Source organism: Tardiphaga sp. 866_E4_N1_4, assembly GCF_052076075.1.
GTDB lineage: Bacteria > Pseudomonadota > Alphaproteobacteria > Rhizobiales > Xanthobacteraceae > Tardiphaga > Tardiphaga robiniae.
Genome location: NZ_CP197242.1, coordinates 6,637,468 through 6,650,986 on the forward strand (window position 1 = coordinate 6,637,468; position 13,519 = coordinate 6,650,986).

Below are 13,519 nucleotides of genomic sequence, written 5' to 3' on the forward strand. Positions count from 1 at the left end.
CTAATATGACTAGCTCATGCATTGTTGTTCCAGCGATGGGGCTCGCCCGACTCGCTCCGTCGAAGTGGTTCGCTTAGTACCTCGCGTATGCGGGTTTCCGAAGCGCGAAGTGCTCGGCGGTTAGTTTGGGGACTTGGGGGACTAAATCTTCGGGCGCTTGCGCCTGGCAGATCCGGGACCTTCCCTTTTGGACAACTTGGAGGTTTAACATGACAACGATTAAGGGCCTTATTCTCGGCTCGGCGGCAGGTCTGCTTGCCATCGGCGGAGCTCAGGCAGCCGATCTTCCGGTGAAGGCCAAGGCAGTGGAATACGTGAAGATCTGCTCGCTCTACGGTGCAGGCTTCTACTACATCCCGGGCACCGATACCTGCATCAAGATCGGCGGCGCGATCCGTTTGGACACTGCGTTCAACGGCAGCACCTACGACGTTCCGTTCTGGCAGGGTGGTGCCGGCGGCAACAATCTCTGGACCAAGAATTACCTCTCGACCCGTGAACGCGTCAACTTGACGACGGACACCCGCACCGCGACCGAATACGGCGTGGTTCGTACCTACGCGAACATCCAGTTCGACTTCCTCCAGGATCGTGAATCGATCGCTGGTGGTTACACCGAAGTCGACTACGCGTTCATCCAGTTCGCCGGCTTCACCTTCGGTAAGGCCGTCTCGCAGTTCGATCCCCAGTGGGCGCTCGCCAAGCCGTACATCTCGTCGGGCTTCAACGCCGGTTCGAACAACGCGACCGGCATCCCGCAGCTCGCTTACACCGCTTCGTTCGGTAACGGCGTGTCGGGCACGATCTCGCTCGAAAATGCTTCCGCCTATCGCAACGCCGGCCTCTGGAACACCAGCACGTTCATCGTCGGTCCGGGCGCACCCTCGTTCACGGGCGCCTTCTACGGCACGACCTCGAACACCTTCCTGGGCAACGCCTACGGCGGCAACCACATTCCTGACGTAGTCGGCAATCTCCGCCTTGATCAGGCTTGGGGTACTCTGCACTTCGCGGCTGCGATGCACCAAGCGTCTGGCGGCTTCTATGCATCGAACGCTGGCGCGGCGGGCAACGAGACTTTCGGCCATCCAGACGATAAATACGGCTTCGCTGTTACTGGTGCGGTTGAGTTCAAGAACTTGGCCACCGGCGCAGGTGACAGCCTGAAGCTCGAAGCGTCGTATGCCAAGGGCGCAGCCAAGTACATCTTCGGCGGCACGACCGACACTTCGGGTGGCGGCCGTTACGCAAAGGTCGACGGTTCTTCGCTCGGCTTCGGCTACGTTCTGGACGGCGTTTTCACTAACGGCGGCCAGATCATCCAAAGCGAAGCTTGGCAGGTCAGTGCTTTCTACGAGCACTACTGGAACCCGGCTTGGCGCACGTCGCTGTTTGGTAACTACAGCCACGTCTCGTATGGTGACGGTAACGCAGCCATGCTTGCTGCATTCTCAGCAGCTCCCGGCGCAACCGGTGGACCGGGCTTCAACTCGTCGGCTGCAGGAGCCGCCCGTGCTGGCACCTTTGCTGGCACCGGCAACTTCGATCTGGGTCTTGCTCAGATTGGTACCCGCACAGCTTGGACTCCCGTTCAGAACCTGACTCTTTCGGCTCAGTTCACCTATAGCCGTTTGGATCAGAACCTCAGTGGGACCTACACCACTGCAGCAGGTGGCATGTCGGGCAAGCCGGGTGGTGCCATCTTTACGCTCGGTGACCAGAACCTTTATAACGGTTCGGTGCAGATCCTGCGCTCTTTCTAATACTGATCGTCTCACGGCGACCAGTCTCTGAAATAAGGACCCCGGCAGGAAACTGCCGGGGTTTTTCGCTGAAAATATTCCAGTTGTGTGACAAAATAAGTTATTGCGAAAAGGTTCATCGCTCAGCTAAACTTGCAGTTGCTGGTTGTGGAGACGCGACCGGATATAACCTCCAAAGCCCTCGGGAATGCCCTCCCGAGGGCTTTTTCATTTTTCGCGAGGTCTTCGCCATTGGAATCTGGGGACCGATCGGAGGGACGATCGCGGCATGAAAAGTGTATCGCGCAGGCCTGTATCAGGAGGCCCGAGATCGGACGGGATGACCCGGTGCCCATTATTTCTTTAAACCGCCAGCAATGGTGGCCGTGGCTTGTTTATTCGATCAACTGGATCACTTTTCGACGGCGAGCGACCGAGGGTGGTAACAAAACCCCGATCGTTGAGCAGATCCATCAAGCGATCTACGGTCGATAAACTGGCTGAATAGGGTTCAGCTGCAGTCACAACACGCGTACATGTCCTTGCCTGCCTTAATCGTAGCGACTATTGCGCTCACACCAGCGTCGGCCGAGATCTCTCAGTTGCGGAGCCAAGGTGGACACGAGACGTTGTCGAAATTCTCTGGTTGGACTTCACCTCAGTTGCTGCAACGCCTGAGAGGAGCCAGATCGGAAACCATAATCGCGCGAGCGTCTGATCCTTTCAGAATTCTGCAGGGAAAGACGCACTTCTTGGAAACCGCTTAGGTTTACAACGATCATTTTCGGCAGGTCATTAGCTTTGTTTGGGTTGCGCAACAAGAGCGAAGACGAAGGGTAAATAGTCGGAAAAATGCCGGCATTGGGTGTGAATGTGTATCCATGGCACGATACCGACGCTGAAAGCTGATAGACACAGTCGGCATGTGTGCGATTATATAGGGCTTCAATGACGCAACGCGGCAGCATAACCACCGCAAATCAGAATGCAGACATCGTGTCTGTCCTCAAATCAAAATTGGTCACCGAAGCATTGCCGCTTTGGGCCACCGAAGGTTGGGATGCACAATCAGGCGGTTTCGTCGAGCGCTTAAGCGCGTCGGGGCTCGCAGACATTGCCGCTCCGCGACGGGTTCGTGTGCAAGCGCGGCAGATTTATTGCTACGCCAAGGCGGCTCAGCTGGGTTGGTTTCCAGAAGGCGCGAAGATCGCCCGCAAAGGTTTAGATTATATCTTGACCAAGGCGAAGGCGCCTGATGGCAAATCGGGCTTTGTGCATATCCTTGCGCCGGATGGCGCGGTTTTGGATCCTCTACGCGATACCTACGATCATTCGTTCGTGCTGTTGGCTTTGGCGGAGGTCTATCGGCTCGATCGCGACGCTCGAGTTCGCGCTGAGATCGATGAGTTAATGCAGTTCATCGATACATCGCTTCGCTCGCGGGATGGTGGTTATTTGGAGGGCGTGCCTGCGTCCCTGCCGCGTCGGCAGAATCCGCAGATGCATCTGTTCGAAGCGTTCATTGCGGCATTCGACGCGACCCACGATGAAGCGTTTCAGACGCGAGCTGGAGACTTGTTCGGGCTGTTTATCGCGAGCCTCTACGATGTACAGGAAGGCGTGCTCGGCGAGTATTTCGAGCAGGATTGGTCGCGGATTAGGCCGGTCAGTGTTGAGCCGGGTCACCAGGCGGAGTGGGTTTGGCTGCTCAAAGGCTTTGAGCGGATAACAGGCTGCCCCACAGCAAAGTATCGCGGACTATTGCTACAATCGGCGCTGCGTTACTGTGACACAAGGGGGTTTTTGATCGATGAGGGCGATGTAGACGGCAACATCGTCAAACCAACCCGGCGGCTATGGCCGCAGACTGAAATTGCCAAAGCTTGGTTGGCGCAAGCCGAAGCGGGCGGGGCCGACGACGCTGCGGATCAGGCTAGGTTTGCACTTGCACGGCTGGATCAAAGCTACTTGCAACATCCGGTGAAGGGTGGTTGGTACGATCAATTCGATAATGAAGGACGATCGCTGATCCATGCTATCCCAGCTTCGTCATTTTATCACATCTTATGTGCCGTCGCTGAAGCTGAAAGGGTTTTGGGAGTCACGACGCCTCAGTCTTTAGGGGACAACGGCCTCGCTAGCAGAGACTAGCGCGACCCGCCGTGAGTAACGTCCCCGTATTGTCAGCGCGCGCCGTCGTTGTCCAACGATTTGGTTCGAAACACCACGAAATGCGACATCGTGAAATTCACGATGAAGCTGACCAAAATAGCCAGAAGTTTGGCGGCATAGACCGGCATGAAGTGCGACAGCACGACCAGCGTGGTAGTGGTTGCGATCACGCCTAATACACCCGAGGCAACGAAGCTGAGATAATCCTTCCGTCGCAATACGCGGCCGGATTCGGCGCGGAACGTGATCATGGTGTTCATAACGTAGGAACACGAGACGGCCACCAGCCAGGCTATGACATTGGCGGGCACCAGCGGCAGCGTCAGCACCTGATAGGCGAGGGTGAAGATGGCGAGATCGATGACGGTGTTACCGAGGCCAATCACGCCGAAGCTGATGATCTTCGACACCGTGGGGCGAGACAGCCAAGTCTCGACAATTTGTGGTAAAATCAGTTTCACGGAAGCAGGCATCCTCGATCTGGGCGGCTGCATAGCAGGATCGCCCAGGGAAGTCCGACTTTTTATGATGTGCCGCGGCGGCCCCGCGCGGTCAGTTCCCGCGCTCGTCCGCGATGATCTTGCCGTCATTAGGCAACGAGGACGGCGCTACTAGCTCCACGGCCCCACCGAGCTTGCTGACGACCCTGAGCGTGGCTGTGACGGCCTCCCGCAGGCCGGGCTTGTCCTGCGCCGCCGCTTCGGCTTTCAGCACCATGGCGTCATTCTCACCGTCTCTGGACACTACCAGCCGTAGCCGGCCAAGTTCCGGGTGCCGCTTGCCGATCTCGGCGACCTGTTCGGGCCGCACGAACATACCCTTGACCTTGGTGGCCTGGTCGGCGCGGCCCATCCAGCCCCGGATGCGCATATTGCTCCGGCCGCAAGCGCTTGGGCCGGGCAGGGCGGCCGTCAGGTCGCCCAGAGCCAGCCGTATCCACGGGTGGTGCGGATCCAGCGACGTCACCACGATCTCACCGACATCGCCCTCGGCCACGGGCTCGCCGGTCCCGGGGGTCACGATTTCCAGGATCAGGTCCTCGTTGACGATCAGGCCATCGCGGGCGGTGCTTTCATAGGCGACGAAGCCCAGGTCGGCTGTGGCGAAGGCCTGATAGGCCTCGACACCGCGCGACGCGATCTCGGCCTGCAATGATGGCGGGAAGGCTGCGCCGGACACCATGGCGCGCTTGATGGATGACATGTCGCGCTGGGCAGCCTTCCCGGCATCGAGCAGGATCTTGAGGAAATCCGGCGTGCCGCTATAGGCTGATGGACGATAGGCCTCGATCAATTCCAGCTGCTGCTCGACATTGCCGGGACCCGCAGGGATCACAGCGCAGCCGAGCGCCCGCGCAGCGCCGTCGAAGATGAAGCCGCCGGGGGTCAGGTGATAGCTGAAAGTATTCAGCACCACGTCGCCCGCGCGGAAACCTGCGGCATAGAGCGCCCGCGCGCCGCGCCAGGGATCAGCCTGTTTCGACTCCGGCTCGAAAATAGGCCCCGGTGAGGTGAACAACCGGCCGAACGAGCCGGTCGCGCCTGACACGAAGCCGCCGAAGGGTGGGCTGGCCTTGTGCAAGGCCGGCAGGTCGGATTTGCGCAGCACCGGCAGGTGCGCCAGCGCGGCGCGGCTGACGATCGCAGCGGGATCGATGCCCTTGAGATGCTCCGCATAAGCGGGCGCCTGCATCGCGTCGCGCAGCACATCCGGCAGGCGCGAGAACAGATCGGCCTGGCGCTGCGACGGATCGCAATTTTCGAGTGTGTCGAAGTGGCGCATCTGGGTGTGTCCTGGTGGTTTGGCGTGGTCGCGGTTATTCCGTTAGCCTCTGGCGCCGTGCTAGTGGGAAATCATGTCGTTAGAACGCATCGTCCAATGGCTCGAAAGCTTCGGCCAACTTGATTTTCCCGCTGCCGTTGTGCTGGCTGCATTGGTTGTTGCCTCTTCGTTTTTGCCGGTCCCACGAACATTCGTCGTGCTCGGCGCCGGTGCTGCATTCGGTTTGCGCTCTCTCGTCGTCATTCTTCCAGTCGCCGCGGCTGCATCCGCTCTGGCCTTCATGCTGGCGCGCTCCGTTCTGCGCGGCTGGGTGGAGCGGCAGACCGAGAAACATGCGGCTTGGCGCCTCGTTGCCCAGGCCGTCGATCACGAGGGCTGGCGGATCGTCGCACTGATGCGGTTCGGCGGACCATTGCCCAATTCGGTGCAAAATTATCTGTTCGGTTTGACAAATATCGGACTGCTCCCGTTCGCCCTGGTCACTTTCCTGTTCACGCTGCCGCAGATCGTGCTTTACGTGTATCTCGGTGCGTCCGGACGGGCGTTGTTGCTCGATGATGGACCAGTGCCGCTTAACCGTGTGCTGATTGCCATGGCCCTGGTCATTGTGCTCGTCATCCTGTTGCTGGTGTCGCGCCGCGTTCGCGCGATCCTTGCGAAGACCGGCATCGCGACCTGCGGGCCCGTGAGCAGCTAAAGCCATCGCTTCCTGCGCTTGAAGCTCTTCAGGTTCTTGAAGCTCTTGCGCTGGTCGCCGGCGCCGCCGAGATAGAATTCCTTCACGTCCTCATTGTCGCGCAGCTCATCGGCGGTGCCGTCGAGCACCACCTTGCCCTGTTCCATGATGTAGCCGTGGCTCGCGACCGATAGCGCCGCGCGGGCATTTTGCTCCACGAGCAGAATGGTGACGCCGAGATCGCGGTTGATCTTCTTGATAATGGCGAACACCTCTTTCACCAGCAGTGGCGAAAGGCCCATGGAGGGCTCATCCATCAGGATCATCTTCGGCCGCGCCATCAGCGCGCGCCCGATCGCCAGCATCTGCTGCTCGCCGCCTGAGAGATAGCCGGCCAAGCCTGTTCTTTCCTTCAGCCGCGGGAAGTAATCGTAGACCATGTCGATATCGGTGGAGACCTCGTTGTCCCTGCGCGTGAAGGCGCCGAGCCGCAGGTTCTCCAGCGAGGTCATGTCGGACACGATGCGCCGGCCTTCCATCACCTGGAAGATGCCGCGGCGAACGATCTTGTCGGGATCGATGCCGTCGATGCGCGCGCCATCGAACAGGATTTCGCCGCGCGTGACTTCGCCGTCTTCGGTTTTCAGGAGGCCGGAGATCGCCTTCAATGTGGTCGACTTGCCGGCACCATTGGCGCCGAGCAGCGCGACGATCGCGCCCTTCGGCACCTCCATGCTCAAGCCGCGCAGCACCAGGATCACGTCGTCATAGACGACCTCGATATTGCGGATGTCGAGGAGGGGGGCGGTGGTTGGGGCCACTGCTGGTCGCGTGCCGGTGTCGATGGTTGGCTGCACAGGATGAACTCCGTCTTTCTTGTCCCTCCCTCAAGCGGCGAAGCCGCGCAGTGGGGAGGGTGGCGCTTTGAGAGCGAAGCGAACAACGTGACGGGTGGGGAGTCGCAAACTCCGACGGCGCTTGCGGAGACACCCCACCCCAACCTACGGCCGCCCCCCCACCGCGCAGCAAGCTGCTTGGGGGAGGGGCGGCCATTTGCATCTCAGTTCAAACTACCACCCATGCCATTCCGGCTTGCGTGGCAGTTCCACGGTTTTCACCTTCTCGAGCTTGATCGTGCCCTTGGCCATCAGCTCGTTGAGATCGCCATCGGTCGCGCCGGAGACCTTCGAGCGATACAGGTCGACCTTGGTGGTCGGGCGGTGATCCTTGTCGGTCCAGGTCGAGGGATTACAGACGCCTTCCATGCCGGCCGGCACCCAATCCTTCTTCTGGTAGAAGCCCTTGGCGACGTTCTCGCCGGTGGCGCCGCCGTTCTTCGCGGCCCAGTCCAGCGCTTCCTTCATGTAGAGCGAGGTGCAGACCGCTGCGATGTAATGCACCGGGCGATAAATCTTGCCCGACGGGTCGGAGATCTTCGAAATCTCCTGCACGGTCTTCATGCCGGGCGCGTTGCCGCCCCAGCTCACCGCCGTGCGCAGCGGGAAGATCACGCCGTCGGCAGCTTCGCCTGCGGCCTTTGCGGCGTTCTCGTCCATGCCCCATACATTGCTCATGAACTGCACGTCGACACCCGCCGCCTTGCAGGCCTTCATCACCGAGATATTCGAAGCTGCGGTGTTGCCGAGATAAGCGTAGTTCGCGCCGGCGCTCTTGAGGCTGAGGCACTGTGCGCTGTAATCGCCGGGCGCGAGTGCGAAGACCAATGGCGGCAGGACTTCAAAGCCGAGTTCGGCGGCGAGCGCTTCACCCGCGGCCTTCGGCGCGTTGGGGTAGGGATGGTTGGCGCCCATATGGACATATTTCGGCTTGCCCGACTTGCCCTTGGACTTCCAGTCCTCTGCGGCCCAGGTCAGTTCGGCGCGCAGCGCGTCCGAATAGGACGGGCCATAGAAGAAATTATACGGCGCGGGCTTCGCCTTGCCACCGGCGCCGGTCGGATCGGTCAGCGCGGCCGAGTAAGAGCCGGAGATATCCGGGATTTTGTCCTGCGCGAGGAAGCCAGTGAGGGCTTCGGTGTCCGCGGTGCCCCAGCCCATGATCGCGGCGACCTTGTCGGCACCCGACCACTTCTTGTACAGTGCGATCGCGCGCGGCACCTGATAGCCGTAGTCGTTGCTATCGAGATTGACCTGCTTGCCGCCAACGCCGCCATTCTTGTTGATCCACGCATAGGTGTCGACAACTCCCTGGCCATATGGCGTGCCGACGTCAGACGTGCCGCCGGAATAATCTGCGAGGTGGCCGACGGCGATCTGCGCCTGCGCACTTGCGGATGCGCCCGCGATGAGAAGGGCAATGGATGCGGACGTTAGAAATGTTTTCATCGTCATGAGCATTCTCCCGTTGGATTTTATATTTTGTCGTTTCGTCTAGTCCGTCCCGTTCTCAATGCGAGAATGGGTAGAGTTTCCAGTAGGTCTTGATCTGCCGCCAGCGATGCGCGAGTCCGTCGGGTTCGAACACCAGGAACGCGATGATGATGAGGCCGATGGCAATCTCGCGCAGGAAGGTGAGATTGTTGTTGAGCGCCAGCGCCTTGTCGATGACGCCGCCCTTCAACTCCATGCTGATCCATTCCATCGCTTCGGGCACCAGCACCACGAAGGCCGTGCCCATCAGCGTGCCCATGATCGAGCCGGTACCGCCGATGATGACCATTGCCAGGAACAGGATCGAGCGCTCGATGCCGAAACCCTCGTTAGAGACCACGAGCTGGTTATGCGCGTACAGCGCGCCGGCGATGCCGGCGAAGAACGCCGCGAGGCCGAAGGACAGCGTACGATATTTGGTGAGATTGATGCCCATGATCTCGGCCGAGAGATAGTGATCACGCACCGCCACCAGCGCGCGGCCGTCGCGCGAGCGCATCAGATTGGTAACCAGCAGATAGCTCGCCACCACATAGGCCAGCACCACATAGAAATACTGCCGGTCGCCGCGCAGCATATAGTCGAAGATCGAGAACGCTTTGGCCGTCGCCGGCACCGAGCCGCCGCTGAACCAGTCGGCGCGGGAGAAGAAGTCGAGCAGAATGTATTGCGCGGCCAGCGTGGCAATAACGAGGTACAGCCCCTTCAACCGCGCCGCCGGCAGGCCGAAAATGAGTCCCACGATGGCCGTTACCACGCCGGCGATGGGAATCGAGAAAAACACCGGGATCGGATAGTTGTTGGAGATATAGGCCGAGGTGAAAGCGCCGAACAGGAAGAACGCGGCGTGGCCGATGGAAATCTGGCCGGTAAAGCCGACCAGGATGTTGAGCCCGAGCGCCGCGATGCCGTAGATGCCGATAATGATCAGCTGGCTGAGCCAGTATTCGCTGAGCAATTGCGGCGCGAAACAGATCAGCGCCACGCCGAGGATCGCCGCGTTGCGGCTGGTCTTGGTCGGGAAGATGGTGGTGTCGACCGCATAGGAACTGCGGAAATCGCCGGCCGGGATGAGGGAGGGACTGGCCATGGTGCTTACACCCGCTCGATGTCTTTGGTGCCGAACAGGCCGTAAGGCTTGATCATCAGGATGATGATGAGCACGTAGAACGGCGCGACCTCATAAAGATTGCCCCAGTGCAGATATTCGCTGTCGATGAATTGCGCGAAGTTCTCCAGCAGCCCGATGATGATGCCGCCGACCACCGCGCCGCCGATACTGTCGAGACCGCCGAGGATGACCGCCGGAAACACCTTAATGCCGTAGATCGACAGGCCCGATGAGACGCCGTTGACCACGGCAACCACGACGCCCGCGACGGCGGAAACCATCGCCGAGATGGCCCAGGCCATGGCGAATACCGTCTTCACGGAAATGCCGAGCGATTGCGCCACCTGCTGGTTGAAGGCCGTGGCGCGCATCGCGAGGCCCCATTTCGAGACCTTGAAGAACCACGCCATGCCGATCATCATCGCGACCGATACTACGAGGCTCATCACATAGACGGTCTGGATCTGTAGGCTACCGATCGTCACCGACTGGCTGGTGAAGACACGCGGGAATGGCTGCGGGTTGACGCCATAGATCCACTTCAGCGCTGCCTGGGATACGGCGGACAGCGCGATGGTCACCATGATCACCGAGATGATCGGCTCGCCGATCAGCGGCCGCAGGATCACTACTTGCACAAGGATGCCGAAAGCGAACATGAACACCAGGGTCATCGGCATGCCGAGCCAGAAGGGCACCTGATATTTGGTCAGGAGCGTCCAGCACACCCACGCGCCGATCAGCAGCAATTCGCCCTGCGCGAAGTTTACGACCTGGGTGGCTTTGTAGATCAGCACGAACGACATCGCGACCACGCCATACAGCGTGCCGACCACGAGGCCATTGACGAGAAGCTGGAGGAGGAACTGCGTGTTCATGCTGTCGGTCTCATTCGGCGGCCTGCATGCGCGCGCTATCCCGCGCCATGTCCACCACAAGCAATCTCGTGCGGACGCGCTGGGAGGTGCCGTCCTGGAAACGGATGGTGGTGTCGACGGGGATGTCCCGGGCGCCGCCATAGATGCCGTCGACGATATCGGCGTATTTCTCGTTGATGACGCTGCGGCGGACTTTTCGCGTGCGGGTCAATTCGCCGTCGTCGGCGTCGAGCTCCTTGTACAACAGCAGGAATTTGGCGATGCGCTGAGCCGGCGGCAGCGTGGCATTCACCGTCTCGACTTCCTTGCGGATCATCTCATAGACCTCCGGGCGCGACGACAGGTCTGTATAGGTCGTGAACGAGATGCGGTTCTTCTCGGCCCATTTCGAGATGATCGAGAAGCGGATGCAGATCATCGCCGCGAGCGCGTCGCGGTTATCGCCCAGCACCACGGTCTCGGCGATATAGGGCGAGAATTTCAGCTTGTTCTCGATGTATTGCGGGGAGAAGCGCTCGCCGCGCGCGGTCTGCGCAAGATCCTTGATGCGGTCGATGACGACGAGCTGCTTCTTATCATTGAAATAGCCGGCATCGCCGGAATGCATCCAGCCATCGCGCAAATCGGCGGCGGAGGCCTCCGGCGATTTGTAATAGCCAAGAAACATATTGGGGTGCCTGACCACGATCTCGCCGACGCCCTGCCCATCCGGATCGCGGACTTCGATCTCGATGCCACTGCCCATGGCGATGCCGGTGGTGTCGGGATCGACGGCATCCGGCGGATGCAGCGTGAAGGCGCCCAGCGTTTCGGTCTGGCCATAGAGCGTGCGCAGTGGCACGCCCATGGCGCGGAAGAATTTGAACGTATCCGGGCCGAGCGCCGCGCCGCCGGTGGCGGCCGAGCGCAAGCGTGTGAAGCCGAGACGATCGCGCAGCGCACGAAACAGCAGCGTATCGGCGACGGCCGAGCGCTTGCCTTGCGCAAGTGCGGACAGGCCCGACTTCATGCCGAGCTCATACAGGCTCTGCTTCAGCGGCGACGAATCCATCACCCGTGCGCGCACATCGGCGGCGATTCCCTCCCAGACCCGCGGCGCGAACAGCACGAAGGTCGGCGCGATCTCGCGGAAATCGTTCATCATGGTGTCGGCCTGCTCGACGAAGTTGACCTTCATCCGGCTAAGGAGACCTTTGCCGAGCGCATAGACCTGTTCCATGATCCAGGGCAGCGGCAGCACCGAGACATATTCGTCATCCGGTCCCTTGGGATCGAACGACAGATACACCGCGCAGTGGCCAAGCACGCGGCCTGCCGCGAGCATCGCCAGCTTGGGATGCGACGTGGTGCCGGAGGTGGTGCAGAGGATCGCGACGTCCTCGCCCTTGGTTGCATCGACCAGTTTATCGTAAAGGCTCGGCTCGCGCGCCGCGCGGTCGCGGCCCATCTGGGCGAGCCTGTCAGCCGCCAGCAGCCGCGGGTCGTCATATTTGCGCATGCCGCGCGGATCGCTGTAGACGATGTGCTTCAGCGCCGGCACACGGTCAGCGAGGGTGAGCAGCTTGTCGACCTGCTCTTCATCTTCGGCGAAGACGATCTTGGCTTCACCGTAGTTCAGCAGATAGGCGGCTTCCTCATCCAGTACGTCGCGATAGAGACCGAGGCTCATCCCGCCGATAGCGTGTGCTGCGATTTCCGCGGACACCCAATCCGGCCGGTTGTCGCCGATGATGCCGATCACGTTGCCTTTGGTGATGCCGAGCTCGACCATGCCGAGCGTGAAATCCTTCACCCGGGTATGGTAATCGTTCCAGGTGAACTCCCGCCACAGGCCGAAATCCTTCTCACGCAGCGCGATCTCGCTGCCATGTTCTTTGGCGTTGAGGCGCAGCAATTTCGGATAGGTATCTGCCTGTTTGACGCGTCCGGCATAATCCATCATGCGGCACTCTCCGCAGCGATGGGCGCATCATCGGGATCGACAAGGGCTTCGTCTTCTTCACCGAGATAAGCGCGCTTGACGTGTGGATCGGCCAGTACGGCGGCAGGATCGCCCTCGGCGATCTTGCGGCCGAAATCCAGCACCATCACGCGATGGGAGATGTCCATCACGACGCCCATGTCGTGTTCGATCATCATCACCGTCATCCCGTATTCTTCGTTAAGATCGACGATATAACGCGCCATGTCCTCCTTCTCTTCGAAGTTCATGCCGGCCATCGGCTCGTCGAGGAGGATGAGGTTGGGCTCCAGCGCCATCGCGCGGGCGAGTTCGACGCGCTTGCGCAGACCATAGGGAAGGGTGCCGGCGGTCGCCTTGCGCACGCTCTGCAAATCGAGGAAGTCGATGATCTCCTCGACCTTGCGGCGATGCTCAAGCTCTTCCTTGCGCGCGCCGGTCAGCCAGTACAGCGAGCCGGTGAGAAAGTTGTTCTTCAAGAGGTGATGGCGCCCGACCATGATGTTGTCGAGCACGCTCATATGGTGGAACAGCGCGAGGTTCTGAAAGGTTCGGCCGATGCCGAGGCCGGGGCGGGCGTTGGGATTGAGCCCGGTGATATCCGTGCCGTGATAGAACAGCTGGCCTTCGGTCGGGCGGTAGCGGCCCGAGATGCAGTTGACGATGGAGGTCTTGCCGGCGCCATTCGGCCCGATAATCGAAAACAGCTCGCCGTCATTGACAGCAAAACTCACATCGGTGAGCGCACGAACACCACCAAAGCGCAGCGACACCGCGCGCACATCCAGAGCAACCGTCACTTACGTCC

Annotated in this window: 11 protein-coding genes; 3 read left to right on the forward strand and 8 right to left on the reverse strand. The window is 60.4% G+C overall.

What is annotated here, in order from left to right:
* Positions 1-209: 209 nt before the first annotated feature.
* The gene (locus AB8B20_RS31725; protein WP_439071037.1) at positions 210-1,763 is read left to right on the forward strand and encodes a porin; all 1,554 of its coding nucleotides are present in this window, start codon (positions 210-212) and stop codon (positions 1,761-1,763) included.
* A gap of 927 nt (positions 1,764-2,690) precedes the next feature.
* Positions 2,691-3,893 (forward strand): AGE family epimerase/isomerase, encoded by a 1,203-nt coding sequence (locus AB8B20_RS31730; protein ID WP_439071038.1) that lies wholly within the window; start codon positions 2,691-2,693, stop codon positions 3,891-3,893.
* 32 nt (positions 3,894-3,925) lie between these two features.
* Here AB8B20_RS31730 and AB8B20_RS31735 read toward each other — a convergent pair whose 3' ends face one another.
* Together AB8B20_RS31735 and AB8B20_RS31740 are read right to left on the reverse strand one after the other, a co-directional pair.
* Complete coding sequence (locus tag AB8B20_RS31735) at positions 3,926-4,375, reverse strand: GtrA family protein (RefSeq protein ID WP_439071039.1); 450 nt, start codon at positions 4,373-4,375, stop codon at positions 3,926-3,928.
* 91 nt (positions 4,376-4,466) lie between these two features.
* Entirely contained in the window at positions 4,467-5,696 is a 1,230-nt protein-coding gene (locus AB8B20_RS31740) for a phenylacetate--CoA ligase family protein (RefSeq protein ID WP_439071040.1), read from the reverse strand.
* Positions 5,697-5,769: 73 nt separating this feature from the next.
* On the opposite strand from AB8B20_RS31740, the gene AB8B20_RS31745 reads away from it, so the two are divergent.
* Positions 5,770-6,393: a TVP38/TMEM64 family protein gene (locus tag AB8B20_RS31745; RefSeq protein WP_439071041.1), complete on the forward strand. Its 624-nt coding sequence runs from the start codon at positions 5,770-5,772 to the stop codon at positions 6,391-6,393.
* Here the strand turns inward: AB8B20_RS31745 and AB8B20_RS31750 are convergent.
* From AB8B20_RS31750 to AB8B20_RS31775, 6 genes are all read right to left on the reverse strand, one after another.
* On the reverse strand, positions 6,390-7,229 hold the full coding sequence (locus AB8B20_RS31750; RefSeq protein WP_439071042.1) for an ABC transporter ATP-binding protein: 840 nt from the start codon (positions 7,227-7,229) through the stop codon (positions 6,390-6,392). The genes AB8B20_RS31745 and AB8B20_RS31750 overlap by 4 nt on opposite strands.
* Before the next feature lie 213 nt (positions 7,230-7,442).
* Entirely contained in the window at positions 7,443-8,723 is a 1,281-nt protein-coding gene (locus AB8B20_RS31755) for an ABC transporter substrate-binding protein (protein WP_439071043.1), read from the reverse strand.
* Between the two features lie 55 nt (positions 8,724-8,778).
* Positions 8,779-9,852, reverse strand: a complete 1,074-nt coding sequence (locus AB8B20_RS31760; RefSeq protein ID WP_439071044.1) for a branched-chain amino acid ABC transporter permease — start codon at positions 9,850-9,852, stop codon at positions 8,779-8,781.
* Between the two features lie 5 nt (positions 9,853-9,857).
* Entirely contained in the window at positions 9,858-10,751 is an 894-nt protein-coding gene (locus tag AB8B20_RS31765) for a branched-chain amino acid ABC transporter permease (RefSeq protein ID WP_439071045.1), read from the reverse strand.
* 10 nt (positions 10,752-10,761) lie between these two features.
* Positions 10,762-12,693 carry a long-chain fatty acid--CoA ligase gene (locus tag AB8B20_RS31770; protein WP_439071046.1) on the reverse strand — a complete coding sequence of 644 codons (1,932 nt, stop codon included), beginning with the start codon at positions 12,691-12,693 and terminating at the stop codon, positions 10,762-10,764.
* Entirely contained in the window at positions 12,690-13,499 is an 810-nt protein-coding gene (locus tag AB8B20_RS31775) for an ABC transporter ATP-binding protein (RefSeq protein WP_439072994.1), read from the reverse strand. Before AB8B20_RS31775 ends, AB8B20_RS31770 begins: the two co-directional genes overlap by 4 nt.
* Positions 13,500-13,519: the final 20 nt, after the last annotated feature.